Source organism: Kaistia sp. MMO-174 (assembly GCF_037147815.1).
GTDB lineage: Bacteria > Pseudomonadota > Alphaproteobacteria > Rhizobiales > Kaistiaceae > Kaistia > Kaistia nematophila.
Map to the genome: position 1 here is coordinate 418,422 of NZ_JBBCUO010000007.1, position 26,421 is coordinate 444,842.

Annotated in this window: 25 protein-coding genes; 18 read left to right on the forward strand and 7 right to left on the reverse strand. The window is 67.3% G+C overall.

Annotated features, from left to right (window positions below):
* Positions 1 to 109: 109 nt before the first annotated feature.
* Positions 110 to 1,483 (reverse strand): FAD-containing oxidoreductase, encoded by a 1,374-nt coding sequence (locus WFK98_RS25410; RefSeq protein WP_336802258.1) that lies wholly within the window; start codon positions 1,481 to 1,483, stop codon positions 110 to 112.
* 28 nt (positions 1,484 to 1,511) lie between these two features.
* Positions 1,512 to 1,790 (reverse strand): GNAT family N-acetyltransferase, encoded by a 279-nt coding sequence (locus WFK98_RS25415; RefSeq protein WP_266337013.1) that lies wholly within the window; start codon positions 1,788 to 1,790, stop codon positions 1,512 to 1,514.
* Between the two features lie 326 nt (positions 1,791 to 2,116).
* On the opposite strand from WFK98_RS25415, the gene WFK98_RS25420 reads away from it, so the two are divergent.
* The 7 genes from WFK98_RS25420 (at position 2,117) to WFK98_RS25450 (ending at position 10,927) form a co-directional block, all read left to right on the forward strand.
* A complete protein-coding gene (locus WFK98_RS25420; protein ID WP_266337012.1) occupies positions 2,117 to 2,863 on the forward strand; it encodes a FadR/GntR family transcriptional regulator in 747 nt (248 codons plus the stop codon).
* Positions 2,860 to 4,035, forward strand: coding sequence for a PLP-dependent transferase (locus tag WFK98_RS25425; RefSeq protein ID WP_266337011.1), 1,176 nt, complete (start codon positions 2,860 to 2,862; stop codon positions 4,033 to 4,035). The genes WFK98_RS25420 and WFK98_RS25425 overlap by 4 nt, the downstream gene beginning before the upstream one ends.
* A 32-nt stretch (positions 4,036 to 4,067) precedes the next feature.
* Positions 4,068 to 5,330, forward strand: coding sequence for an ABC transporter substrate-binding protein (locus tag WFK98_RS25430; protein WP_266337010.1), 1,263 nt, complete (start codon positions 4,068 to 4,070; stop codon positions 5,328 to 5,330).
* Positions 5,331 to 5,556: 226 nt separating this feature from the next.
* Positions 5,557 to 6,489: a carbohydrate ABC transporter permease gene (locus WFK98_RS25435; protein WP_266337009.1), complete on the forward strand. Its 933-nt coding sequence runs from the start codon at positions 5,557 to 5,559 to the stop codon at positions 6,487 to 6,489.
* Between the two features lie 3 nt (positions 6,490 to 6,492).
* Positions 6,493 to 7,329: a carbohydrate ABC transporter permease gene (locus WFK98_RS25440; RefSeq protein ID WP_266337008.1), complete on the forward strand. Its 837-nt coding sequence runs from the start codon at positions 6,493 to 6,495 to the stop codon at positions 7,327 to 7,329.
* A gap of 12 nt (positions 7,330 to 7,341) precedes the next feature.
* Positions 7,342 to 8,415, forward strand: coding sequence for an ABC transporter ATP-binding protein (locus WFK98_RS25445; RefSeq protein WP_336802259.1), 1,074 nt, complete (start codon positions 7,342 to 7,344; stop codon positions 8,413 to 8,415).
* A 73-nt stretch (positions 8,416 to 8,488) separates the two neighbouring features.
* Complete coding sequence (locus tag WFK98_RS25450) at positions 8,489 to 10,927, forward strand: transketolase-like TK C-terminal-containing protein (protein WP_336802260.1); 2,439 nt, start codon at positions 8,489 to 8,491, stop codon at positions 10,925 to 10,927.
* 260 nt (positions 10,928 to 11,187) lie between these two features.
* Here the strand turns inward: WFK98_RS25450 and WFK98_RS25455 are convergent, their stop codons facing one another.
* The 4 genes from WFK98_RS25455 to WFK98_RS25470 all read right to left on the reverse strand — a co-directional run bounded on the left by WFK98_RS25455 (position 11,188) and on the right by WFK98_RS25470 (position 15,297).
* Positions 11,188 to 12,231 (reverse strand): cupin domain-containing protein, encoded by a 1,044-nt coding sequence (locus tag WFK98_RS25455; protein WP_336802261.1) that lies wholly within the window; start codon positions 12,229 to 12,231, stop codon positions 11,188 to 11,190.
* A 115-nt stretch (positions 12,232 to 12,346) separates the two neighbouring features.
* Complete coding sequence (locus WFK98_RS25460; protein ID WP_336802262.1) at positions 12,347 to 13,168, reverse strand: inositol monophosphatase family protein; 822 nt, start codon at positions 13,166 to 13,168, stop codon at positions 12,347 to 12,349.
* Positions 13,169 to 13,264: 96 nt separating this feature from the next.
* Positions 13,265 to 14,578, reverse strand: a complete 1,314-nt coding sequence (locus WFK98_RS25465; protein WP_336802263.1) for a sensor histidine kinase — start codon at positions 14,576 to 14,578, stop codon at positions 13,265 to 13,267.
* The gene (locus WFK98_RS25470) at positions 14,575 to 15,297 is read right to left on the reverse strand and encodes a response regulator (protein WP_336802264.1); all 723 of its coding nucleotides are present in this window, start codon (positions 15,295 to 15,297) and stop codon (positions 14,575 to 14,577) included. Before WFK98_RS25470 ends, WFK98_RS25465 begins: the two co-directional genes overlap by 4 nt.
* Before the next feature lie 278 nt (positions 15,298 to 15,575).
* On the opposite strand from WFK98_RS25470, the gene WFK98_RS25475 reads away from it, so the two are divergent.
* The 3 genes from WFK98_RS25475 (at position 15,576) to WFK98_RS25485 (ending at position 17,982) form a co-directional block, all read left to right on the forward strand.
* Positions 15,576 to 16,277, forward strand: coding sequence for a hypothetical protein (locus WFK98_RS25475; RefSeq protein ID WP_336802265.1), 702 nt, complete (start codon positions 15,576 to 15,578; stop codon positions 16,275 to 16,277).
* A gap of 114 nt (positions 16,278 to 16,391) precedes the next feature.
* On the forward strand, positions 16,392 to 16,649 hold the full coding sequence (locus tag WFK98_RS25480) for a hypothetical protein (protein ID WP_336802266.1): 258 nt from the start codon (positions 16,392 to 16,394) through the stop codon (positions 16,647 to 16,649).
* Positions 16,650 to 16,935: 286 nt separating this feature from the next.
* A complete protein-coding gene (locus WFK98_RS25485) occupies positions 16,936 to 17,982 on the forward strand; it encodes a substrate-binding domain-containing protein (protein WP_336802267.1) in 1,047 nt (348 codons plus the stop codon).
* A gap of 145 nt (positions 17,983 to 18,127) precedes the next feature.
* Here the strand turns inward: WFK98_RS25485 and WFK98_RS25490 are convergent, their stop codons facing one another.
* The gene (locus WFK98_RS25490; RefSeq protein ID WP_336802268.1) at positions 18,128 to 18,400 is read right to left on the reverse strand and encodes a hypothetical protein; all 273 of its coding nucleotides are present in this window, start codon (positions 18,398 to 18,400) and stop codon (positions 18,128 to 18,130) included.
* Between WFK98_RS25490 and WFK98_RS25495 the strand changes: the two genes are divergently transcribed.
* From WFK98_RS25495 to WFK98_RS25530, 8 genes are all read left to right on the forward strand, one after another.
* Positions 18,399 to 19,232: an ABC transporter permease gene (locus WFK98_RS25495; RefSeq protein ID WP_336802269.1), complete on the forward strand. Its 834-nt coding sequence runs from the start codon at positions 18,399 to 18,401 to the stop codon at positions 19,230 to 19,232. The genes WFK98_RS25490 and WFK98_RS25495 overlap by 2 nt on opposite strands.
* Positions 19,229 to 20,203: an ABC transporter permease gene (locus WFK98_RS25500; protein WP_336802270.1), complete on the forward strand. Its 975-nt coding sequence runs from the start codon at positions 19,229 to 19,231 to the stop codon at positions 20,201 to 20,203. The genes WFK98_RS25495 and WFK98_RS25500 overlap by 4 nt, the downstream gene beginning before the upstream one ends.
* Before the next feature lie 2 nt (positions 20,204 to 20,205).
* Positions 20,206 to 21,741 (forward strand): sugar ABC transporter ATP-binding protein, encoded by a 1,536-nt coding sequence (locus tag WFK98_RS25505; protein WP_336802271.1) that lies wholly within the window; start codon positions 20,206 to 20,208, stop codon positions 21,739 to 21,741.
* A 17-nt stretch (positions 21,742 to 21,758) separates the two neighbouring features.
* The gene (locus WFK98_RS25510; protein ID WP_336802272.1) at positions 21,759 to 22,754 is read left to right on the forward strand and encodes a GntR family transcriptional regulator; all 996 of its coding nucleotides are present in this window, start codon (positions 21,759 to 21,761) and stop codon (positions 22,752 to 22,754) included.
* A 74-nt stretch (positions 22,755 to 22,828) separates the two neighbouring features.
* The gene (locus tag WFK98_RS25515; protein WP_336802273.1) at positions 22,829 to 23,011 is read left to right on the forward strand and encodes a hypothetical protein; all 183 of its coding nucleotides are present in this window, start codon (positions 22,829 to 22,831) and stop codon (positions 23,009 to 23,011) included.
* Positions 23,012 to 23,172: 161 nt separating this feature from the next.
* Positions 23,173 to 23,847: an HAD family hydrolase gene (locus WFK98_RS25520; protein WP_336802274.1), complete on the forward strand. Its 675-nt coding sequence runs from the start codon at positions 23,173 to 23,175 to the stop codon at positions 23,845 to 23,847.
* On the forward strand, positions 23,844 to 24,800 hold the full coding sequence (locus WFK98_RS25525) for a sugar-binding transcriptional regulator (RefSeq protein WP_336802275.1): 957 nt from the start codon (positions 23,844 to 23,846) through the stop codon (positions 24,798 to 24,800). The genes WFK98_RS25520 and WFK98_RS25525 overlap by 4 nt, the downstream gene beginning before the upstream one ends.
* A 264-nt stretch (positions 24,801 to 25,064) precedes the next feature.
* Positions 25,065 to 26,378, forward strand: coding sequence for an ABC transporter substrate-binding protein (locus tag WFK98_RS25530; protein ID WP_336802276.1), 1,314 nt, complete (start codon positions 25,065 to 25,067; stop codon positions 26,376 to 26,378).
* The last annotated feature ends 43 nt before the right edge of the window (positions 26,379 to 26,421 follow it).

Here is a 26,421-nt window from a genome sequence, read left to right on the forward strand (position 1 = left end):
TCTCTATGAGACTATCCTTAACATTTACCATACATGCGCCGTCACGCCACCACCGTGCGTTCGCAAGACGCGATTTATGCAACCGCTGGAAAGGCCGCCGGCTGCAGCGTCAGGCGGGCCGGAATTCGGCCAGCATGGTCGGCAGGAGCTCCGACACGGTCGGGTGGATATGGACGCCGCGGCGCACCTGCTGGTAAGGCCGGCGGGCATACATGACGTCGATCAGCGAGTGCACGACCTCGTCGCAGCCCGTGCCGAGCAGGGCCGCGCCCAGGATCTCGCCGCTGTCGGCATCGGCCACGATCTTCATGAAACCCTGGGTTTCACCCTTTTCGATGGCCCGGCTGACGCGGGTCATCGGCCGCGTCGAGACGAGCAGGCGCCGGCCGGTCTTCTTCGCCTCCGTCTCGGTCAGCCCGACCCGGCCGAGCGGCGGATCGACATAGAGCGCGTAGACGGGAATGCGGTCGGTGACGCGGCGGGGGTCGTCGTCGAGCAGATTGGCGGCGACGATCTCGAAATCATTGTAGGCGGTATGGGTGAAGGCGCCGCGGCCGTTGCAATCGCCCAGCGCCCAGATGCCGTCGACAGTGGTGCGGAGCGCGTCGTCGACGATGATGTAGCCATGCGCGTCCAGCGCGATGCCGGCCTTGTCGGCGTCGAGGTCGTCGGTGTTCGGACGCCGTCCGGTGGCGACCAGAAGATGCGAGCCTGAAACCGCCTTGAGGCCGTTCGAGCCGTCATGGCTGACGACGATGCCGCCTCCCGAGCGGCCGACGGCGAGGTTCGCCGCGCCGACGATGACGTCGATGCCCTCCGCCGCCAGAATATCCGCCACTGCGCGCGAAATATCCTCGTCCTCGCGGCGAATCAGGCGCGGCCCGGGCTCGAACACGGTCACTTTCGCGCCGAACCGGCGATAGATCTGCGCGAATTCGAGCCCGACATAGCTGCCGCCGAGAATCAGCAGATGCTCGGGGACGACGTCGAGATCCATGATCGTGCTGTTGGTCAGGTGCGGCACCTCCGCGAGGCCCGGTATGGCCGGCAGGATGGCGCGGCCGCCGACATTGATGAAGATCCTGTCGGCCGTCAGCACGTCGTCGCCAACCCGGACGCTGTTGCGGTCGACGAAGCGCGCATGGCCTCGAAAGACCGTGCAGTTCGCCATGCCTTCCAGCCACTTGCCGATGCCGTCGCGCGAGGCGCCGGAGACGGCGTCGGCGCGCGCCTTGACCTTCTTCATGTCGATCCTGACCGGCCCGTCGAGGAGGACGCCGTATTCGGCGGCGCGCCGCGCCATCTGCGCCGTCTTGGCGCTGGCGACCAGCGTCTTGGTCGGCGTACAGCCGGTGTTGACGCAGGTGCCGCCGAACAGGTTGCGCTCGACGATGGCGACCTTCATGCCGGCGTCGGTCAGCCGGCCGGCAAGCGGGGAACCGGCCTGGCCGGTGCCGATGATGATGGCGTCGTAGGCGGGCATGCGTATCTCCGGTCGGCTGGCTTCGGCTTCAGTCGGTGACGAGATCGGCATATTCGGAATGGCGGGCGATATAGGCGTGCACGAAGGGGCAGAGCGGATGCAGCTTGGCGCCGCGCGCGCGGATGTCGTCGAGCACGGCGCGCACCAGCTTCGTGCCGATGCCGCGCCCCGCCAGTTCCGGCGGCACCTCGGTGTGGACGAGTTCGATGACGTCGCCCTGCATCCGGTAGAGAATGAAGGCGACATGACCGTCGACCTCCATCTCGAACCGCGTCGGCGTGATGAGAAGCTTCGGCTTGTCACTCATGGTCGCCCGCCCGGCGCAAAATGCGCGGGCAGAGGCTAGCAGGTCCGGGCCCCCGCCAGAAGCCGCAGATTCACGCAGTTTTGCCGGCAAAGCCGGAATTTTGTGCTCGCCGGCCGCGACACCGCAGGGTTGCAGATCCGAATGCGCTGCCCAAACAGGCATCAAACTGCCGAAAATGCGGCTCTTGACGAAACGGCGCGCTTGTAGAAATGATCAGATGTCAGACCAATTTGGATCGCCTCCGGGCGGCGCAACGGGGACGATCGCGTGATTCAGGCGAGCCGGTTTCTTGATGCTGCGTACCTCGCACCCCGTCGGGTGCGGGCATGACGCTTTCCGTTCCCGGCCTGTCGCCGCTCCCCGCTTCCGATCGCGCCAAGACCGTCATGACAGCGCTGGCCGACTACATCGCCCAGTCGGGCCTGCGGCCGGGGGAACGCCTGCCGACCGAGCGCGAACTGATGCAGTCGCTGGCCGTCGGACGCTCGACCGTCCGCGAGGTGATCCGCCAGTTCCAGGCGCTGGGCGTGATGGAATCGCGCAAGGGCAGCGGCACCTACCTGCTGCGCGGCATCTCCTCCGACACCATCCATATGCCGCTGTCGATTGATGCCGGCACGCTGCGCGAGGGCCTGCTGTCGACGCTCGACATCCGGCGCGGGCTGGAAGCCGAGGCCGGCGCGCTGGCGGCGCTGCGGCGCTCGAAGGCCGATCTCGAAATCATCGAGGACAGGCTGGTGGCGATGGAAAAGGTGCATCTCGCCGAGGGCACCTCGGGCAAGTACGACCTCGCCTTCCACCTCTCCGTCTATGACGCCTCGCACAATCCGATGTTCGGCCAGCTGCTGGAACAGATGCGCGAGGCGTTCGAGCGCTTCTGGTCGAAGCCGTTCGACCGGCCGGACTTCGCCGGCCGCTCCTTCCCCTATCACCGCACGCTGTTCGAAGCGATCGCGGCGCAGGACGCCGAGCGCGCCCGCCGAGAGACCCTGACGATCCTGGAGATCGTCGAGGAAGACATTCGGGAGATGTCGCAGGACACCGCCCCACAATCCGACAAGGTACAGAAATGAACGACAGTACAGCGGCCTTCGACCTCGCCTCCCTCGTCGCCGCGCATGACGACGTCAACGCCTATGAGGCGGTGGTGCCGCCGATCGTCCAGACCTCGCTCTTCACCTTCTCGTCCTATGCCGAGATGGAGCAGACCTATAAGGGCCTGAAGGTCCGCCCGACCTACAGCCGCGGCCTGAACCCGACCGTCCGCATCTTCGAGGAGAAGGTTGCCGCGATGGAAGGCGCCGAAGACGGCCTCGCCTTCGGCAGCGGCATGGCGGCGATCTCGTCGACCGTGATCACCTTCGTCAAGCCGGGCGACCGCGTCGTCTGCGTCCGCCATGTCTATCCGGACGCCTACCGCCTGTTCGAGACGCTGCTGTCGCGCTACGGCGTCTCCGTCACCTATGTCGACGGCCGCGACGAGGCGGCGGTCGAGGCTGCGCTGCCGGGCGCCACGCTCTTCTACATGGAGAGCCCGACCAGCTGGACGATGGAAACGCACGACGTCCAGTCGCTGGCGGCCATGGCCAAGCGCCACGGCGTCATCACCGCGATCGACAATAGCTGGGCCTCGCCCGTCTTCCAGCAGCCGATCAAGCTCGGCGTCGATCTCGTGCTGCACTCGGCCTCGAAATATCTCGGCGGCCACAGCGACGTCGTCGCCGGCGTCGTCGTCGGCTCGAAGGAGATGATCGGCAGGATCCGCTCCGGCACGCTGCCCTATCTCGGCGGCAAGCTGTCGCCGTTCGACGCCTGGCTGCTCATCCGCGGCCTGCGCACCCTGCCGATCCGCATGAAGGCGCATGAAGCCGCCGCCCTGCATGTCGCGCGCCGCCTGCTCGATCACGACGCCGTTGCCTCGGTCGAGCATCCCGGCCTCGGCAACCAGCTGCCGGCCGGCCTGTCCGGCACGTCGGGCCTGTTCTCGTTCACCTTCCGCGAGGGCGCCGTCGACATCGCCAAGTTCACCGACGCGCTCAGCCTGTTCAAGATCGGCGTCAGCTGGGGCGGCCATGAGAGCCTCGTCGTGCCGGCGCAGGTCGTGCGGGTACAGGCCGCCGGTCCCAACTCGGCGATCGATTTCGGCGTCAGCGCCAACATGGTTCGCCTGCATGTCGGCCTCGAGGGGGCCGACGCGCTCTGGAACGATCTCGCCGCGGCCATCGATTCCGCCCGGCTTGCGTAAGACTGCAGTTAACAAGAAGAGGGAGACCAATAATGTTCAAGAAGATCGCCGCAGCCGCCGTGATGACGGCGCTGCTCGCCGGGTCGGCGCTCGCCGACACCAAGCTGAAGCTGGTCGAGGTGATCACCAGCCCCGAGCGCACCGAGACGCTGAAGGGCATCGTCAAGACGTTCGAGGAAGCCAATCCCGGCACGACGGTCGAGATCATCTCGCTGCCGTGGGGCCAGGCCTTCGAGAAGTTCGCCACCATGGTCGCGGCCGGCGAGACGCCCGACGTCATGGAGATGCCGGACACCTGGCTCTCCCTCTATGCCAACCGCGGCATGCTGGAGAACCTCGAGCCCTACCTTGCCAAGTGGGATGAGAGCGCCGACCTGAACGACCGCGCGCTCGAGCTCGGCCGCTCGGTCAAGAACACCGCCTACATGCTGCCCTACGGCTTCTATCTGCGCGCGATGTTCTACAACAAGAAGCTGTTCCAGGAAGCCGGCGTCACCGACGTGCCGAAGACGCTGGCCGAGTTCGAGGAGGCCGCCAAGAAGGTCTCCGCGCTGCCGGGCAAGGCCGGCTACTGCATGCGCGGCGGCCCCGGCGGCCTGAACGGCTGGGTCATGTTCGGCGCCACCGCCAATGGCGACAACACCTTCTTCAAGGAAGACGGCACGTCGACCTTCGCCGACGCCGGCTGGGTCAAGGGCCTCACCTTCTTCACCGATCTGTACAAGAAGGGCTATGCTCCGAAGGACAGCGTCAACTGGGGCTTCAACGAGATCGTCGCCGGCTTCTACTCCGGCACCTGCGCGATGCTCGATCAGGATCCGGACGCCCTCATCGCCATCGCCGAGCGCATGAAGCCGGAAGACTACGGCATCATGACCATGCCGAAGGGCGAGAATGGCAAGACCTTCCCGACCATCGGCTATGCCGGCTGGTCGATGTTCTCGACCAGCGAGAACAAGGACGCGGCCTGGAAGCTGCTCGCGACGCTCGAGGGCAAGGAAGGCAACATCGCCTGGAACAAGAAGACCGGCGCGCTCCCGGCCCGCAAGTCGGCCGAGACCGATCCGTTCTATGCCAGCGAGCAGTTCAAGGGCTGGTTCGCCGAGCTCTCGGACAAGGACGTCGTCCCGACTGTCATGCCGACCTACCTGCCCGAGTTCGCCTTCTTCAAGGACTCGCTCGTGATCAAGACCAGCCAGCAGGCGCTGCTCGGCGAGATCACGCCGGAGGAGCTGGGCCAGCAGTGGGCCGACTACCTGACCAAGAGCCAGCAGAAGTTCCTCGCCACCAAGTAAGGCGAGCAGCACTGCCGGCATCCGTCCGGGCCTGAGGCCCGGGCCCTGCACGACCGTCGGACCGGCCTTCCCCGCGCGGGAAGGCCGGCACCCGGCAGACACGGTTGCGGGAGGGGCTCCCCCCTCGCCGGGGCGACATGCGCCTCCCGAAACCCATTTCCGCGACTGCGACCTCCACCAAGAGAGGTCCAGCAGGCTGCGACGAGACCAAAGGGATCGACTTCCGATGACAGAGGCCGTGAGCGCCCCGTATGGGCGAGATCGACGACCGTTCTTGCGGCGGCTCGCCAATGCGAGCGAGCCCTATCTCTATTCCGCCCCGGCGCTGATCCTGATCGTCACGGTCATGCTGGTGCCGCTCGCGATCGGCATCTCCTACGCCTTCCGCGACATGACGTTGCTCGATCCGTTCTCCGGCGGCTTCATCGGCCTCGATCATTTCCGGGCGCTCGCCAAGGACAAGACCTTCTGGCTGGCGCTGAAGAACACCGTCTACTGGACCGGCTATTCGGTGGCGCTGCAGTTCGCCTTCGGCCTGATCCTGGCGCTGCTGCTCGACAAGCCCTTCTATGGCCGCGGCCTCGCCCAGGCGCTCTGCTTCCTGCCCTGGGCCGTGCCGAGCTTCCTGTCCGGCCTGAACTGGGCCTGGATGTTCAATCCGGTCGTCGGCCCGATCCCGCACTGGCTCTATGCGCTCGGCATCCTGAGCGCCCCCAACAACATCCTGTCGGATCCGGACCTCGCCATGTGGGGACCGATCATCGCCAATGTCTGGTGGGGCATCCCGTTCTTCGCGATCACGCTGCTCGCGGCGCTGCAGTCGATCCCGCGCGACCTCTATGAGGCGGCGGCCATCGACGGCGCGACGCCCTTCCAGCGCTTCCGCTCGATCACCCTGCCCTTCCTGGCGCCGACCATCGCCATCACCGTCATGCTGCGCACGATCTGGATCGCCAATTTCGCCGACCTGATCGTCGTGATGACCAATGGCGGCCCGGCCGACAAGACCCAGATCGTCGCCAGCTACATCTTCACCCAGGCCTTCCGCAGGCTCGATTTCGGCTATGCCTCGGCCATCGCAATGGTGCTTCTGCTGCTGCTGATGGTCTATTCGCTGCTGATCGTGTTCCTGCGCCAGACGCTGCTCAAGGAGCGCTAGACCATGACCAGCTCCAAGCGCATCGGCATGACGGTCGCCCATCGGCTCGCCATCCTCGTCTACATCGCCTTCGCCCTGTTCCCGCTGTTCTGGCTGGTCAAGGTCTCGGTCACGCCCAACGACCTTCTCTATTCAGAGGGCGTCAAGATGTGGCCGTCGCGGGCGACGCTCGACCACTTCGCCTTCGTGCTGACGCACAGCGACTTCCCGCTGTTCTTCCGCAACTCGATGATCGTGTCGGTGTCGACCGCCTTCATCGTCACCATCCTGTCCTCGATCGGCGGCTATGCGCTGTCGCGCTTCACCTTCCGCGGCAAGATCTGGATCGTCGGACTGATGCTTCTGACGCAGATGTTCCCGCTCGTCATGCTGATCGCGCCGATCTTCAAGATGCTGTCGCCGCTCGGCCTGACCAACAGCCTCTCCGGCCTGATCCTGGTCTATGTCGCCTTCAACGTGCCGTTCGCGACCTTCCTGATGCAGTCCTTCTTCGACGGCATCCCGAAGGATCTCGAGGAAGCCGCGATGATCGACGGCGCCACCCGCTTCATGGCGTTCCGCCAGATCATCCTGCCGCTGACGCTGCCGGGCATGGCAGCGACGCTGGGCTTCGTGTTCACGGCGGCGTGGAGCGAGCTTCTGTTCGCGCTGATGCTGATCTCGGGCGTCGACGCCAGCACCTTCCCGGTCGGCCTGCTCAGCTTCGTCTCGAAGTTCTCGGTCGATTTCGGACAGATGATGGCCGCGGGCGTGCTCGCCCTGATCCCCGCCTGTCTCTTCTTCCTTCTCATCCAGCGCTACCTCGTGCAGGGCCTCACGGCCGGCGCGGTCAAGGGCTGACGGAGCATCGCAATGGCATCCATCGATATCACCGACGTCCGCAAGGCCTATGGCAACGTCAAGATCCTGCACGGCGTCGACCTGACCATCAAGGACGGCGAGTTCGTCGTGCTGGTCGGCCCGTCCGGCTGCGGCAAGTCCACCCTGCTGCGGATGATCGCCGGCCTCGAGGACATCTCCTCCGGTGAGATCAAGATCGGCGGCAAGGTCGTCAACAATCTCGACCCGAAGGACCGCGACATCGCCATGGTGTTCCAGTCCTACGCGCTCTATCCGCACATGACCGTCGCCGGCAACATGAGCTACAGCCTGCGCCTTCGGAAGATCGCGCAGGACAAGATCGCCAAGGCGATCTCCGGCGCCGCCGAGAAGCTCAGCCTGACACCGCTGATGGAGCGCCGGCCGAAGGCGCTCTCCGGCGGCCAGCGCCAGCGCGTCGCCATGGGCCGCGCCATCGTGCGCCAGCCCAAGGCGTTCCTGTTCGACGAGCCGCTCTCCAATCTCGACGCGCGACTGCGCGAGCACATGCGCGGCGAGATCAAGAAGATGCACCAGGACCTCGGCGCCACCTCGATCTACGTCACCCATGACCAGATCGAGGCGATGACGCTGGCCGACCGCATCGTCGCCATGAACGCCGGCATCGTGCAGCAGGTCGGCAGCCCGCTCGACCTCTATGACCGTCCGGCCAATCTGTTCGTCGCCGGCTTCATGGGCTCGCCGGCGATGAACATGTTCGAGGGCGTCTATCGCGCCGCCAATGGCGGCAGCGTCGAGCTGGCGCAGGGCGTCGTCGTTCCGCTCGCCGGCGCGGCGCCGACGGCCGACGGCACCAAGGTGACGCTCGGCATCCGTCCCGAGCATGTTCTGGTCGGCAAGGATCTTCCCGGCGGCATCGCCGCGACGATCGACCTGGTCGAACCCACCGGCTTCGGCACCATCCTGCACGCCAGCGCCTTCGGCAGCGACGTCAAGGCGTTCTCGCTGGAGCGCGGCCTCGCCGAGCGCGGCGACACCGTGCATGTCCAGTTCCCGGTCGAACGCATCCACCTGTTCGATACGGCGAGCGGATCGCGGATCGGCTGATCCCTGCACGCGACACTGGACCGGGCGAACGGCCCGGTCCATTCTGAATTTCTGGATCGATGGAGGATCGTCCATGCCGACCGCCCCTACCCCGTCTTCGCCAACCCCGGACCGCCTCGCCATGCTGGCGGAGCTGGAGAAGAAGATCCTCTGGCTGGCGGCGTGGACCATCCATAACGCCAACCACCTCCGCGACAATGCGGAAGGGATCAAGGTGGGCGGCCACCAGGCCTCCTCGGCCTCGCTGGCGACGATCATGACGGCGCTCTATCTCGACGTGCTGCGCCCGCAGGACCGCGTCGCGGTCAAGCCGCATGCGAGCCCGATCTTCCACGCGATCCAGTATCTGCTCGGCCGCCAGACGCGCGAAAAGCTGGAAAACTTTCGCGGCTACAAGGGCGCCCAAAGCTACCCGTCGCGCACCAAGGACATTGACGGCGTCGATTTCTCGACCGGCTCGGTCGGCCTCGGCGTGGCCCAGACGCTGTTTTCCTCGCTGGTGCAGGACTATGTCCGCGCCAAGGGCTGGAGCGGCGAGCATCCCGAAGGCCGGATGATCGCGCTCGTCGGCGACGCCGAGATGGACGAGGGCAACATCTTCGAAGCCCTGCTCGAAGGCTGGAAGCACGGCCTGCGCAACACCTGGTGGATCGTCGACTACAACCGTCAGAGCCTCGACGCCGTGGTCCGCGAGGGCCTCTGGCAGCGCTTCGAGGCAATCTTCCAGAACTTCGGCTGGGATGTCGTCGTCCTGAAGTATGGCGTGCTGCTGGAAGCCGCCTTCCAGGAGCCGGGCGGCGAGCGCCTGCGCGACTGGATCGACAATTGCCCGAACCAGCTCTATTCGGCGCTCTGCTTCCAGGGCGGCGCGGCGTGGCGCAAGCGCCTCCTCGACGAGATCGGTGATCAGGGCCCGGTGACAAGGCTGATCGAGGCGCGCAGCGACGCGGAACTCGCCCGGCTGATGACCAACCTCGCCGGCCACGACCTGCCGACGCTGCTCGACGCCTTCGCCAAGGCAGGCCAGCATGACCGGCCGACCTGCTTCATCGCCTACACGATCAAGGGCTTCGGCCTGCCGCTCGCCGGCCACAAGGACAATCATGCCGGGTTGATGAACCCGACCCAGATGGACGCGTTCCGCACCGCGATGAACGTCCGTCCGGGCCATGAATGGGAGAACTTTGAAGGCCTTTCGGCCGAGCCTGCCAAGCTGCAAGCCTTCCTCGACGCCGTGCCGTTCAACCAGCGCAAGCCGGCTTCCGTCGCGCCGCATATCGACGTGCCGGCCGTACTGCCGGCACCCGGCGTCGGCGGCAAGGAGCTCTCGACCCAGGCCGGCTTCGGCCAGATCCTGAACGAGATCTCGCGCGAGGATTCCGACTTTGCCAACCGCATCGTCACCACCTCGCCGGACGTCACCGTCTCGACCAATCTCGGTCCCTGGGTCAACCGGCGCGGCCTGTTCGCGCTCGAGAACATGGCCGACACCTTCAAGTCGGAACGCATTCCCTCGACCTTCAACTGGGAATTCTCGCCGTCGGGCCAGCATCTCGAACTCGGCATCGCCGAGATGAACCTGTTTCTCATGCTCTCGGCGCTCGGCCTCAGCCATTCGATCAATGGCGAGCGGCTGCTGCCGATCGGCACCCTCTATGACCCGTTCATCTATCGCGGCGCCGACGCGCTGAACTATGCCTGCTACCAGGATGCGCGCTTCATCCTCGTCGCCACGCCGTCCGGCATCACGCTGGCGCCGGAAGGCGGCGCGCACCAGTCGATCGGCACGCCGCTGATCGGCATGGCGCAGGACGGCCTGGCCGCCTTCGAGCCGGCCTTCGTCGACGAGCTCGCCACCATCCTCCGCTTCGGCTTCGACTACATCCAGCGCAATGGCGAGGGCGACCCGGACGAGCGCACCTGGCTGCGCGACCAGACCGGCGGCTCGATCTATCTGCGCCTGTCGACCCGGCCGCTCGAACAGCCGACCCGCACCATCGACGAGGAACTGTCACGCGCCATCGTCGACGGCGCCTACTGGCTCAGGAAGCCCGGCCCGAACGCCGAGGTCGTCATCGCCTATACCGGAGCCGTCGCGCCCGAGGCGATCGAGGCGACCGGGTTGCTCGCCGAGGACCGCCGCGACATCGGCCTGCTCGCCATCACCTCGGCCGACCGGCTGAACGCCGGCTGGACGGCGGCGGGCCGTGCCCGCGAGCGCGGCCTCGTCCATGCCAAGTCGCATGTCGAACGGCTGTTCGCCGACCTGCCGCATCATTGCTCGCTGGTCACGGTGCTCGACGGCCATCCGGCGACTCTCGGCTGGCTCGGCTCGGTCGGCGGCCACCGCACTCGTTCGCTCGGCGTCGAGCATTTCGGCCAGACCGGCACCATCGCCGATCTCTACCGCCACCACGGCATCGACGCGCAGGCGATCGTCCGCGCCGCCCTGGCGCTCGCGCCGGAGCGGCCGGTCCGCTACCTGCGCGAGGCCTCGGGGCCGGGCGTGTAGGAGGGAAAACCCGCTTTCACCTCTCCCACCGGGAGAGGTCGACGCACGAAGTGCGGCGGGTGAATGCCTAGGGACCCATCCGGGAGAGGGCGTAGCCCCTCACCCGGACCTGCGGTCCGACCTCTCCCCCTGAGAGAGGTGAAGAGGCGGCAACCCGGCTGAATGGATCCCGGATCTCCGCTTCGCTGCGTCCGGGATGACGGCGAGCGTGGGGTGCGGAACGGCGCCGGTCTCTCCGACCGACGCCTCGGAAAACCGCGTCAGTCGGCGCGCTTCGGCACGAAGAAGTGCTCTTCCTTCGGCAGCTTCGCCACCGTCTCGGCCGGCAGGCCCAGATTGGTCGAGAGCACAGCCGGCGGATTGGTCGCGAGCCAGGTCGACAGCTCGTTCGATTCATATTTCGGGCTGTTGAAGCCGATCAGCACACGGAGCACGCCGGGGCCGGTATTCTTGATGTAGTGGCCCGACCCCATCGGCGCATAGCCGATATCGCCGGCCTCGTACTGCTCGATGACCGCATTGCCCTCGGCCAGGAACACCGCCATCTCGGCTGTGCCCTCGATGAAATACTGCCACTCGTCGGCGTTCGGATGCCAGTGCAGCTCGCGCAGCGCGCCCGGCTGGATCTCCAGCACCGAGCCCGCCATGGTCGTCGAGATCGGGAACTCGTCGACCGTCACCGTGCGCTGCACGCCGCCGCCCGGCACCCGGCGCGGCACCTGCGCCATCAGAGGATAGCGATGGACGGTGACCAGCTCCGGTTCCTTGCGCGGCGCCGAGATGAACGAGGCGTCGTCAGGCACCGGGCCCTGGGCGAAATAGGCCTCGCCCTTCGGCAGCTTCGCCACGTCCTCCAGCGAGATGCCAAGGCTCTGCGCCACCACGTCGGGCGGCGTGCGCGATAGCCAGTCGGTGATCGAGAAGGTGTGGTCCTCGGAGAAGTCGCCATTGTCGAAGATCAGGATGAAATGGCACTCGCCCGGCCCTATCCCCTGGATCGAATGGCCCCAGCCGCGCGGGAAATACCAGACATCGCCGGGCGCGAAGGTGTCGATCGCCGAGCTGCCGTCGGGGCGCATCAGCGTGGTGCGGCAATTGCCGGAAACGACATAGCCCCATTCGGCGGCGTTGGCATGCCAGTGCAGCTCGCGCATGCTGCCCGGCTCCAGCCGCATCGACACGCCGGCAATGCCGACGCTCGCCGGAAACTCGTGCACGGAAGCGCCGCGCGTGACGCCGCCCGGCCCCAGCCGCGGCGTCTCCTTTTCGAGACGGTATTTGAAGGACAATGTCGTTTCGACCACAGGCGACTCCTTGGAGGTGCAGGGAAACCGAAGCGTGCCTACACCAATAGGATGCGGCGGCCGCCTTGACCAGAGACGCCGCGCCGGCCAGCGAGCCTGCGCGGCGGCTCGCGATTCAGGCGATCGTCTCGGTCGAGGCACCGGCCTTTTCCAGCAGGGCGACGAGGCCGGCCTTCATCTGCGGCGCGCCGCCGGCGATGCGGTTGCCCTCGAGCATGCCCTCCCCGGCGAGGAAGTCGTTGTGCCAGCCGCCGGCCTCCTTGATCAGGCAGAGCCCGGCCAGGCAATCCCAGGAATTGATATGCTGCTCGTAGTAGCCGACGAGCCGGCCGCAGGCGACATAGGCGAGCATCAGCGCGCCGGAACCGTTGCGATAGAACATGCCGCCGGCTTCCAGCAGAACGGTGACGAAGCGGCCGACATCTTCCGGCGGAATGCGGTGATTGCTGCCGAAGCCGAGCAGGCCGTCCTCGATGGAACGCGTCGGCGCCACCGCGATCGGCGCGCCGTTCAGGAAGGCGCCGAGACCCCTGGCGCCGGCGAAGAACTCGTCGCTGACCGGCGCGTAGATGACGCCGATCTCGGCCTCGCCGGCGAAGGCGACGGCGATCGACACGCACCAGTGCGACAGGCCGTTCAGGAACGGGCTGGTGCCGTCGATCGGATCGACCACCCAGAGCACGCCGGACTTGCCCTCGACGAGACCATCCTCCTCGCCGAGCACGCCATCCTCCGGGAAGGCCTCGGCGATGCGGGCGCGAATCAGAACCTCGACCTCACGGTCGGCGATGCTGACGACATCCTGGCCGCCATGCTTGAATTCGACGGCAAGCGTCGAGAGGCGCTCGAAATAGCCGAGCGCCAGCGCGCCCGCCTCGCGCGCGATCTCCTGGGCCAGGGTGAAGCGGGCGGTGCGGTCTTCGATCGAAAGGGTCACTGTGATTGGGTCCGTTCAGGCGTGGTTCCGCCCGAACGGTAGCACAGGCCCATGAAGCGGATGCAACAGGCTGAATCCGCTCCGCGCGAAGCGGCTCTAGACCGGCGCATCCATCTTCGTCGGCGCGACCACCAGCGGCAGGCTGATTTCCTGCACCAGCCCGCCGCCATCGCCATTGCGGATGACGATCCGCCCGCCGAGACGCTCGACGATTTCCTTGGCGATGGCGAGGCCGAGACCGGCGCCGGGAACCGACTGGCGGCGGGCCGGATCGACCCTGAAAAACGGCTCGAAAGCGCGCTCGATCATCTCGGGCGGAATGCCCGGCCCATGGTCGACGATGCGGATCATCGCGACGTCGCTCAGCCGCAGCACGCTGATCGTGCCGCCGCCGCCATGCGTCGCCGCGTTGATCATCAGGTTGCGCAGCGCCCGCGTCAGCGCCAGCGGCGCGGCCGCCACCTCGGCCTTTTCCAGCACGCCGACCTCGATCCGTTGGCCCTGCACGGCCAGCTCGGTAGCGAGGCGGCGGACGAATTCGTCGAGCTTCAAGGGCTCGTGGCCGCCCGCCTCCACTTCCTCGCGCACGAGGCGGATGGCGCTGTCGGCGATCCGGTCGAGCTCGTCGAGGTCGTTCAGCCAGTTCTGGCGCTCGTCGTCGTCGAGGAATTCGGCGCGGAGCCGCATCCGCGTCATCGGCGTCCTGAGGTCGTGGCCCGCCGCCGCGACGAGGCGCATCCGGCTCTCCATCGCGCTTTTCAGCCGGGCCGAAAGGCGATTGAGCGCCCCAGCGGTGGCGCGCGTCTCGGCCGAGCCGGTCTCCGGCAGCGGCGGCAGCACGCCATCCGGTCCGACGGAGGCAATCGCCGATTCGATCATCTGCAGCGGCCGGGTCAGGCGGTAGGCGATCACCAGCGCGATGCCGGCGGCGCCGACGATGATCGCCAGCATCCAGCCGATCAGGATGACCCAGCCAGCCTGCGGCGGCGCCGTGTTGGAGAGCGGCACGGCGATGTAGCCGAGGTCGTCGATCGGTATCGAGACGATCGGCGGCGCGTGCGGCCTGGGCTGCGTCACGATCACGTCGCGCGGGCGGCCGATATGCACCAGCACCTCGCGCAGCGCCTGCGTCAGCCCCTCATGCTCGGGACCGCGCGCCGGCTTCTCGCGGATGCGCAGGCCGAGATCCTTGCCGCGCATCGTGCCGCGCTGCACCTCGCCTTCGCGAAAATCCTCGGGATGGCGCTCGACCAGTTGGGCGATCAGGTCGATCTGGATCGCCGCCGGGCCGAGCGAGCGCTCCGGCCCCGGCCGGCCGATGACGCTGACGGCGACGAGCGTGGCGAGGCCGACGACGGCAACGATGGCGCCGATGACGAGCAGGCCGATCTTGAGACGGAGCGAATTCACGCCGGCGCCTCCGTCTCGACCTTGACCGCCAGCTGGTAGCCGCCATTGCGCACGGTCTTGAAGATCTGGAACTTGCCGTCGTCGCCGAGCTTGCGGCGCAGCCGGCTCATCAGCACGTCGATCGAGCGGTCGAGCGGATCCGCCTCGCGACCCTGGGTCAGATCGAGCAGTTGCTCGCGCGACAGCACGCGGCCGGGACGGTCGAGAAAGACGATCAGCAGGTCGAACTCCGCGCCGGTCAGCGCGATCTCGGCGCCATCCGGATCGACCACGGCGCGCGTCGCCGGCGACACGACGAAGCCGGCGAAGCCATAGCTGGCGGTCGCCGTCGCCGTCTCGACCATCTCGCCCGAACGGCGCAGCACGGCGCGGATGCGCGCCAGAAGCTCGCGCGGGTTGAACGGCTTGCCGCGATAGTCGTCGGCGCCGATCTCGAGCCCGATGATGCGGTCTACATCCTCCTTCAACGCCGTCAGCAGGATGATCGGGATATGCGGCTTGCGATCGCGCAACTGGCGGCAGATATCGAGGCCGGAACCGTCCGGCAGCATGACGTCGAGCACGATCAGGTCGATCTGCTGGGTGGCGAGCTTTTCTTCCAGCTCACGCTTGTCGGCGGCCAGCGTGACGCGCAGGCCCTGGCCGTCGAGATAGCGGCCGAGCAGCCGGCGGATTTCAAGATCGTCGTCGACGACCAGTATGTGCGGCGGGTTTGGCATCTCGTCGTCCCGTCTCTTGAAGCGTTCTCTCTCGAACCTGTCCATGGGGCCGGCGGGACATTGTCCGCCAGCGCGCTATCTCGCGTTGCCAGAAGCTGTACCGGCTCGATTCCCGCCCGGGGCGAGATTTTCGTAACCGATCGTCACAAAGCGCCCGGCAGCAACAGTTTGTAACAAGAATGCCGAAGCGGGACATGCTCGGCAACGAAACGACCTAGCGAGGAAACGGCGGCTTCCTAGTTTCGGCCTGCGTTCAGCAACCCAATTGGAGGACATCCATGAAACGCGCTCTCGCAGCTTTCGCCGTCGTCACGGTCGCCAGCGTCTCGGCGATCGCCGCCACGCAGGCCCAGGTGCCGGCCAAGAACGAGCAGGTCGCCCAGGCTTCGGATTCCGAACGCGGCCAGCCCGATATGCGCCGCGGTCCGCATGGCCGCGATCACGGTCGCGAACAGGGCCGTCGCGGTCCGCGCGGCGAGCGGATGCAGATGTGGCTCGCCCAGAACCTCAACGCGGCCGAGACGCTGATCGGCATCCGCGCCGACCAGCATGACGCCTGGCGCGACTATACCAACGCACTGCTGGCCATGTTCCAGCCGCCGGCTCGCCCGGCCGTCGTCCCCGACGCCAATGCGGAGCCGGCCCCCTTCGCCCGCGAGGAACGGCTGATCCAGAACGTAACCGACCGCGCCGCCAAGGCTGCCGAGCTGTCGAAGGCGATCGACGCGCTCAAGGCCAAGCTGACCCCCGAGCAGCTGACCAAGCTCGCCAACGCCGATCTGCGCTTCGGTCCGCCGATGGGGCCGGGCGGCCCCGGTCGCGGCCCGCACGGCCATGGTCCGCACGGCGGCCACGGCCCGATGGATCGCGGCGGCCCGCAGGGCGGCCCCGACGACATGAACGGCCCCGGCCCAGGCGGCAATGACGCGCCTGACGACGGCGGCCCGGACGCCGGCCCGGACGCGGGCCCGGCCGAGTAACCCGACACCGAACCTCGCCCCCCACGGACGCGGACAGAACGCGAACCACTCCCCCCGGTGGTTCGCGCCGCGTCCGAACCTGCCCGAACGAACGTCCAACAAAGAGAATACCAAATGCGCAAGCTTATCCTCGCTGCCGCTTCCCTTGCCTTCCTCGCCTCCGGCGCCGCCGCGATCGCCGCCGAGGAGACCGAAGGCACCGTGATCAATGTCAACGCCTCGTCCGGAACGCTGACCCTGCAGGGCGGCCAGACCTACCATTTCGCCAATGGCAGCCAGCTTCTCGGCGTCGTGCCGGGCCAGGTCATCGGCGTCGCCCACCAGGGCAGCGAGGGCCTCGGCGCCTTCAACCCGCATCCCGCCAGCAACTGATCGGCGAACGGGCGCTCCGCACGCGCCCTGGCCGCCCACGTCCGGGAACGCTTTCCGGATTGCCGCGTTGACGAACTGAAACTGACTTCCAAATCTGACCTCCCCAATGCGGCCCCGCCCTGAACCCCAGGGGCGGGGCCATTTTTTATGCCGCCCCAAGACCCGGAAGCCGCCCGGGAAGCCTCCCCACGCACGGCATATTGCACGCGATATGCGTTCGTGCTTACATCGCTTCCGCGAACGTGGACTGGAGGAGCAGGCCGCGCTGTCGCCGAGGGAGGACATCATGAATCAACGCCACCGTGGCGCGCGCTCGCGCGTCCTGCCGATGCTTGCCGCCGCCCTGCTCGGGCTCGCCGCCGGCGCCGCGCATGCTTCCGACAACAAGATCGCGCTCATTCCGGGCGGCCCGCATCCGTACTTCGCCCCCTGGGAACAGGCCGGCAAGGACGCGGCGAAGGACTTCGGCATCGCCGCCGTCGACTTCAAGGTTCCGGCCGAGTGGAAGCTGAACCTGCAGACCGAACTGGTCGAGAGCCTGGTCACCCAGGGCTACACCGCGTTCGGCATTTTCCCGGGCGACGCCGTCGGCATCAACCAGACCGTCGAGGAACTCACCGCGAACAACATCCCGGCCGCGGCGCTTGCCGGCTGCGCGCAGGACCCGACCAAGATGTCGTTCTGCCTCGGCACCGACGTCTTCAACTCGGCCTATCTCGGCACTCAGGCGCTGATCAAGGCGATGGGCGGCAAGGGCAAGATCGTGCATCTCGCCGGCCTGCTCGTCGATCCGAACACCAAGCTGCGCATGGACGCGGTCGAGAAGGCCGTCAAGGAAACCAACGGCGCGGTCACCATCGTCCAGCACATCACCGACACCGATGCGCAGGAAGCGGCCGACCAGAAGATCAACGCCCTGCTCGGCGCCCAGAAGGACGAGATCGACGGCATGGTCTCGACCGCCTACATCCCGTCGGTGGTCGCCGCCAAGTCGCTGCGCAATCTCGGCGACAAGCGCATCAAGCTGGTCGGCATCGATGACGACCAGATCGTCCTCGACGGCATCAAGGACGGCTTCGTCGCCGGCACGATGGCGCAGAACCCGTATGGCCAGGGCTATGTCGGCGCCTATGTGCTTGACCTGATCGCCAGTGGCACCTGCACGGTCAAGGCCGACGCGCCGTGGATCAAGACGCCGCAGACCGAGCACTTCATCGACTCGGGCACGCTTCTGATCTCGAACGACAATGTCGGCACCTACAAGGACGACCTGAAGAAGATCACGGGCGAGATCCAGTCCACCTTCAAGGACAAGTATCTCACCTGCAAGTAAGCGGTTCCGCGGGTCGGCCTCAAGGCCGACCCGCGTGCTGCCGGATTCACGGCCGGCGCCGGGTTGATTCACCTCTCCCATGGGGAGAGGTCGGACCGAAGGTCCGGGTGAGGGAATACGTCCTCTCCGGAGACGTCCCAACCCCTCACCCGCCGGCTGCGCCGTCGACCTCTCCCTGTAGGAGAGGTGAAGTGGCCACCTCACACATGGCTTCACCATGACCCTTGCCGTTTCCTCCGATTCCCGCGCCCGGCCTTCCTGGCTGGCGGAACAGTCGAACCTGATCGGCCTCGCCGCCATCATCGTGCTGTTCTGGGTGTTGTTCACCCAGCCTCGCGCCCGGCTTCGTCTCGTCGTTCAACCTGTTCGCGCTGTCGCGTTCGCTCGCCGTCGACGTCGTCATCGGCTTCTCGACCATGGTGGTGCTCGCCACCGGCGGCATGAATCTCGCCATCGGCTCGATCGGCGTCTGTGCGGTGATGGCGTCGGGCTACATGATGCAGACGCTCGGCCTGCCAATCCCGGTCGCCATGGCGCTGGCGCTGCTGCTCGGCGCCTTCCTCGGCTGGCTGAACGGCTTCGTCATCGTCCGCTCCGGCGTCAATTCCTTTATCATCACGCTTGCCAGCGCCAGCCTGTTCCTCGGCGCCATGCTGATCCTCTCCAAGGCGCAGACCTTCAATGTGCTGCCGCCGGAGATCGCCGCCTTCGGCCGCATGCGCTGGAAGTTCATCTCGCCGCTGCTGTTCATCGCGCTCGGTCTCGGCGCCGCCCTCGTCGTGCTGTTCCGCTTCACGGCGCTTGGCCGCGAGATCCTCGCCGCCGGCGCCAACGCCCGCGCGGCCGAGCTTTCCGGCGTGCCGGTCGGCCGCGCCATCATCATCGCCCACACCCTGTCGGGCGCGCTCGCCGCATCGGCCGGCCTGATGCTGGTGATCCGCCTCGGCGCCGCCATGCCGTCGATCGGCCAGGACTGGCTGCTGCCTTCGTTCCTCGCGCCAGTGCTGGGCGGCACGCTGCTGGCCGGCGGCTATGTCTCCGTGGTCGGCACCATTCTCGGCGCCTTCCTCGTCACCACCATCCGCTCCGGCCTGCTCGTCATGCAGGTCGGCAATTTCTGGCTCCAGCTCTTCCTCGGCCTGATCCTGCTCGCCGCCGTCATGCTGGACCGCTATCGCGGCATCTATGCCGAACGTCGCAGCCTGGGCCGCAAGGATGCCGGCCGCCGCGCGTCAGGAAAAAGCGCATGAGCACCATGACCCGCAACACGACCTTCGGCCAACGCTTCCTCGCCAATGAATGGTCGGCGCTCGCCGTCGCCATCGCCATCGGCCTGGTCACGCTCGCCGTGCTGTCGCCGGCCTTCCTGACCGAATTCAATCTCTATGTGATGCTGCGCTCGTTCTGCGTCGTGCTGATCGTCGCCTTCGCGCAGATGCTGACGCTCGCCGTCGGCCAGATGAACCTGTCGGTCGGCGCGCTCGGCGGCCTCGTCGCCATCGCCGTCGGCGGCATGATGGAGAAGTGGGGCTTCCCGGTTCCCGTCGCCGTCCTCTGCGGCCTCGCCATCGGCGCCGCCGGCGGCCTGATCAACGGCCTGCTGACGGTCCGCACCGGCATCAACGGCTTCATCATCACGCTCGCCACGGCCTCGGCCTTCACCGGCATCAACCTGGGCATCACCGAGTCGATCCCGTTCTACAATCTGCCGGCAAGCTTCGTCGCCTTCGGCACCGAGCGCTTCTACGCGCTGCCCTACCTGCTGCTGCCGCCGGTCCTGATCGCCATCGCGCTCGCCTTCTTCCTGGCCCGCACCGTGCCCGGCCGGCAACTGCTCGCCGTCGGCGGCAACCCGCAGGCGGCCGAGCTTTCCGGTATCCCGCGCGACCGCGTCATCGTCATGGCGCACACCCTGTCCGGCCTGCTCGCCGGCGCTGCCGCAATCCTCGCCGTGGCGCAGCTCGGTTCGGCGCAGCCAACCATCGGCGCCGACTGGCTGCTGATGTCGTTCGCGGCGCCGATCATCGGCGGCGCGGCGCTGACGGGCGGCCACATCTCGGTCGCCGCCACGGCGCTCGCCGTGGTGCTGATCGTCATCATCCAGAACGGCATGGTGCTGGCCAAGGTCGATCCCTACTGGGTGCAGTTCCTGCTCGGCGCCCTGATCCTCGCCGCCGTCGGCCTCAACCGGCTGCGCGCCGTCCGCGCGGGAGGCGCCTGATCATGCGGCTCACCATCGAAGGCATCGGCAAGGACTTTCCCGGCGTCACCGCGCTCGACGAGGTCTCGTTCGAGATCCTGCCCGGCGAGACCCACGCCCTGATGGGCGAGAACGGCGCCGGCAAGTCGACGCTGATCAAGATCATCACCGGTCTGTACCGGCCGGATCGCGGCCGCCTGCTCGTCGACGGCAAGCCGGTCGACTTCACCTCGCCGCGCGACGCCATCGCCGCCGGCATCTCGGCCGTGCACCAGGAGCGCAACCTGATCCCGCGCTTCACCGTCGGCGAGAACATCATGATCGAGCGGCCGCCCACCCGAAACGGCGTCATCGACTTCGACCGAGTCCATGCCGAGGCGCGAAAATTCCTCGACATGATCGATCCCACGATCGACACCCGCACCGAGGTTCGCCATCTCTCGGTCGCGCAGATGCAGATCGTCGAGATCGCCAAAGCGCTGTCGCTGGAAGCGCAGGTGTTGCTGCTCGACGAGCCGACCGCCTCGATCACCGGCCACGAGGCCGACGCGCTGTTCGCCGTGGTGCGGCGCCTGCGCGCGGAGGGCAAGGCGATCGTCTTCGTATCGCACAAGCTCGAAGAGGTGATGGCGATCTCCGACCGCGTCACTGTGCTGCGCGACGGCCGCGTCGCCGCAGCTGGCGAGCCGATCGCCAGCATGAACCGCGGCAAGATCGTCTCCGCCATGATCGGCCGCGAGGAACGCGTCGCCGAAATGGGCGCGCGCGACGTCGACCGCTCGAAGGTGGTGATGGAGGCGAAGGACGTCACCACCTCCTTCGGCCACAGGGGAGTCAGCTTCCGCCTGCACAAGGGCGAGATCCTCGGCCTCTACGGCCTCGTCGGCGCCGGCCGCACCGAGCTGGCACGGGCGCTGATCGGCGACGGCAAGGTCGTTTCGGGCGAACTGCGGCTGAACGGCCAGCCCGTCACGATACCCGACGTGCCGACCGCCATCCGCCGCCACCGCCTCGGCTACATCTCCGAGGACCGCAAGGCGGAAGGGCTGATCCTCGCCCATCCGATCCGCTCCAATGTCGCGATCACCGTCTGGCGGCGGATCGCTTCCGTCCTCGGCCTCGTCACCCGCGCGACCGAGCGCAAGCTGGTCCACCCGCTGGTGGAAAAGCTGGAGGTCAAGACGCCCTCGATCGAGCAGGCCGTCGGCAAATTGTCCGGCGGCAATCAGCAGAAGGTGTCGATCGCCAAGTGGCTGGCGGCAGGCGTCGAGATCCTGATCATCGACGAGCCGACGGTCGGCATCGACATCAAAACCAAGACGGCGATCCACGAGCTGATCGGCGAGATCACCCGCGAGGGGCTTTCGGTACTGCTGATCTCCAGCGACATGCCGGAGATGATCACGCTGGCCGATCGCATCCTGGTGATGCGCGACTTCACCCTCGCCGGCACGATCGAGAACTCGCATCGCTACGAGCCGATGAGCCGCGAGATCATGGGCTTCATCCATGCGGGCGAGGAGACGTCGCCGGTGGCCGCCGGCGCGGCGCACGCTTGAACTGAGAGGGACAGGCGATGATGCCGGCCGATGCGCAGGCCGACGAGGCCGGGCTGCCGCTCTACGAGGTGATCTACCGGGCGCTGCGCCGGCAGATCGTCGACGGCACGCTGCCGGCCGGGCTGGTGGTCGGCGAGACGGCGCTGGCGCGGGCGTTCCGCTCCAGCCGCATCCCCGCCGGCGCGGCGCTGCGGCGGCTCGAGGACGAGGGCCTGGTGACGCGCTTCGGCGGCCGCGGCCTGATGATCGGCGCCGATGACAGCGCGACGCCGCTCCGCCTCGACCTGGTCGAGGCCGGCCTCGTCCTGCCAGATGCCCGCGCCCTGCAGCCGACGGCGCGCAACCGCCGCGCGACGATCTATCCCGAGGTCGAGCACATCGTCGCCTGCTGCCTGCCCTATGGCCGCTTCCAGCTCAACGAGAGCCTGCTGGCCGAGCATTACGGCGTCAGCCGGACGGTGGCGCACGAGGTGCTGACGGCGCTCGACCGCGCCGGCCTCGTCACCCAGGACAGCAACCAGCGCTGGTATGCGGGACCGCTGACGCCGGAGCGGATGCACGAGCACTTTGAAATGCGCTGGCTGCTCGAACCGCTGGCGCTGGAGCAGGCCTGGCCGACGCTGCACCGCCGCGACCTCGTCGCCAAGCGCGAGCGCATCCGCGCCGTGCAGTCCGGCAAGCGCTCGGCCGAGCTTCTGGAACGGCTGGAGCACGACTTGCATGTCGACACCGTCCAGCGCTGCGCCAACAGCCAGCTGCGCGAGGCGATCCACCGCAGCCAGCTGCCGCTGATCGCCATGCACGACACCTACCAGATCCTGCCCGACGCCGAGGAGATGCTGGCCGAGCACCTCGCCGTGTTCGATTGCCTGATCGCCGGCGAACCGGCCCGGGCCCAGCGGGCGCTGGAGCAGCATCTGCGCCGTTCGCTCGGCCCCAACAAGGAGCGGCTGGCGAATGGCGACCGGCTGGCGCCGCTGCGGCCCGTTCCCTTCCTCATCGCCGTCGGCTGAGGCTTTCGCCGGCCGGGCGGGAACCCGGACCGCGCCCGCGTGTTTTCCCCGCAGGGAAACCAAGGAGACATGCCATGTCGACGCCCTATGACAAGGACAAGCCCGGCGGCAACAGCAGCTTCGGCAACCCGCACCGCCCCCCCGATATCCAGGGCGACGATCCCGGCAAGCAGGCGGAGCCGCATGACCCCGCGCGGCCCGATCCCGCCAAGGCGCCGCCATCCGGCGCGCCACCGCGCCCTGGCCGCGACAGCTGATCGGTTCGGACCGGTGCGCCTGCACACCGCGCCGGTCCGAGGCGGCGGGCCCGAATGCCCCCGATTCCGGCCTGCCGCCGCATTTTCAATGAACAATTGCTCTCCATGAGATTTAATGCTCTGCTGCAAGCCTCCGCTCTCGAGCCAAGGCAGGCAGGGTCGTGTCGGCGTTCCAAATGGTCGTCTTCGATCTCGACGGGGTTCTCGTCGACAGCGAAATCATCGCCTGCGGCTGCCTGCGGGAGACCCTCGCCCGGCACGGCGTCGAACTGGATCTGAACGAGGTATTCGAGCGCTTCCTCGGCCGAAGCTTCAGCGTCGTCGAGACGGACTACCAGCGCCGCACCGGCCACCCCTTGCCGGCAAGCTTCCCCGCCGAGCTCAATGCGCTCCTCATCGCCCGTTACCGGACCGCGCTGCGGGTCATGCCCGATGCGACCCGGCTGCTCCGCAGCCTCCGCACGCCGCGCTGCATCGCCTCGTCGAGCACGCCGGAACGCATCCGCCTGTCGCTCGGCCTGACCGAGCTTGGAGAGCTCTTCGACGCCAATGTCTTCAACACGACGATGGTCGCGCGCGGCAAGCCGGCGCCGGACCTCTTCCTGTTCGCCGCCGAGAAAATGGGCGCACGGCCGGATCGGACCCTCGTCATCGAGGACAGCGTCAGCGGCGTCATCGGCGGCAAGGCTGCCGGCATGACGGTCTGGGGATTTGTCGGCGGCAGCCACTATACCGGGCGCGAAGCAGGCGGCATGCTGCTCGACGCCGGCGCCGACCGAATCGTCGAGAGGATGGCGGACCTCCTGCCGCATCTATCAGAAGCAATCCCGCCATGACCGCCACCGATCCGGAACGCTCCCGCCTCGATGACGCCGCCCGCGCGGGCTGGCTCTACTTCATCGCCGGCAACACACAGGACGCGATCGCCCGGAAGCTCAACGTGTCGCGGCCGACGGCGCAGCGCCTTGTCTCGCTGGCGCTTTCCGAGCGGCTGATCACCTTCCGCCTCGATCATCCCATCGCCGCCTGCATGGAGCTGGAGGCACGGCTGACCGAGCGCTACGGCCTCGGCCACTGCCAGATCGTGCCATCCGACCCCGGCTCGGAGAACGCCGTCGTCGGCATCGCCGAGGCGGCCGCCGACTTCCTCGAGCAGCGCCTGCGCGCCACCGAGCCGATCGTCGTGGCGCTCGGAACCGGACGAACGCTCCGCGCCGCCGTCGAGCAGATCCCCCGCCTCGCCTGCCCGCAGCACCGCCTCGTCTCGCTGGTCGGCCACATCTCGATGCAGGGTTCGGCCAGCTTCTTCGACGTGCTGGCGCGCCTTTCCGACCTCGTCCAGGCCCCGCATTTCCCCATGCCGCTGCCCGTCGTCATGCCGACGCGCGGCGAGCGCGACCAGTTGATGCGGCTGGAGCCGGTGCGGCGCATCTGCGAACTGGCGGAGGCGGCCGATGTCTCGCTCGTCGGCATCGGCCGGATGGACGAGAATGCGCCGCTCTTCATCGACGGCTTCATCTCGGCCTCGGAACTCGAGGAAATGCACCGGCTCGGCGCGGTCGGCGAAGTCACCGGCTGGGCCTTTGATGCCCAGGGCCAGATCATCGCCGGCGGCACCAATGATAGGCTGACCAGCGTGCCGCGCGAGGTGCCGGCCACCCGATTGGTCGTCGGCTGCGCCATGGGACCCGGCAAGGTGCTGGCGATCCATGCCGCGCTGCGTGGCCGCATCATCAACGGCCTGATCACCAACGAGACGACGGCGAAGACCCTGCTCGATCTCGGCTGAGCAAGGCCGCCTTTCGCCCCGCCTTCGCGGGTTGCGGCGCCGGCAGGCCCGGACCGGACCGTATCCAGCCGATGCCGCACCGCAGCATCCGGCCTGCCCTTTGAAATTCCTCCCGAAACTTCCCCTGCGGCAGCTTGGCGCCCTCGACGGCAAGCCGGCTTCGCTGCCCTGCGGCAACGAATTGCCATTGACAGGCCTGCAATTTCGGATTGAGCGTATGATCATCGCTGTAGCAATTGCTCGCAGCGCATCTGGGAGGATGACATGAGAATTGTGATCGGCGCCCTTCTCGGCGCAGCTTCCATCCTGGCCATCGGCCAGGCCGCGGCCGCCACCAAGCTGACCATCGCCACCGTCAACAATGGCGACATGGTGCGCATGCAGTCGCTGACCGACGACTTCAAGGCGAAGAACCCCGACATCGACCTCGAATGGGTCACGCTGGAAGAAAACACGCTGCGCCAGAAGGTGACGACCGACATCGCCACCAAGGCCGGACAGTTCGACGTGCTGACGATCGGCACCTACGAGGTGCCGATCTGGGCCAAGAAGGGCTGGCTGGTGCCGCTCGACAATCTCGGCGCCAACTACGACGTCGATGACCTGCTGCCGCCGATCCGCGCAGGCCTGTCGCTCGACGGCAAGCTCTACGCGGCGCCGTTCTACGGCGAGAGCTCGATGGTGATGTACCGCAAGGACCTGTTCGACAAGGCCGGGCTGAAGATGCCCGAGCAGCCGACCTGGGACTTCGTCGCCGACGCCGCCAAGAAGATCACCGACAAGGATAATGGCGTCTATGGCATCTGCCTGCGCGGCAAGGCCGGCTGGGGCGAGAACATGGCCTTCCTGACCGCCATGTCGAACTCGTTCGGCGCCCGCTGGTTCGACGAGAAATGGCAGCCGCAGTTCGACCAGCCGGAATGGAAGAACACGCTGAACTTCTACGTCAACCTGATGAAGGAAGCTGGACCGCCGGGAGCGGCCTCGAACGGCTTCAACGAGAACCTAGCGCTGTTCAACTCCGGCAAGTGCGGCATGTGGATCGACGCCACCGTCGCCGCCTCCTTCGTGACCAATCCGAAGGATTCGAAGGTCGCCGACAAAGTCGGCTTCGCGCTCGCGCCGAATACGGGCCTCGGCAAGAACGCCAACTGGCTGTGGGCCTGGTCGCTGGCGGTGCCGGCCGGCTCGAAGAAGGCCGACGCAGCGGAGAAGTTCATCAGCTGGGCTACCAGCAAGGACTATCTGAACCTCGTCGCCTCGAAGGAAGGCTGGGCGAACGTGCCTCCCGGCACGCGCGCCTCCCTCTACGCCAATCCGGAATACCAGAAGGCGGCGCCCTTCGCGAAGATGACGCTCGACTCGATCAACTCGGCCGATCCGAACCATCCGACGGTGAAGCCGGTGCCCTATACCGGCGTGCAGTTCGTCGCCATCCCCGAATTCCAGGGGCTGGGCACGGCGGTCGGCCAGCAATTCTCCGCAGCGCTCGCCGGTTCGTCGACGGTCGACGCGGCGCTCGCCGCCGCCCAGGCGACCGCAACCCGGGAAATGACCAAGGCCGGCTACATCAAGTAGCCCGCGCTCCGTGCTCGCCCGGCCCGTTCCGCGGGCCGGGCTC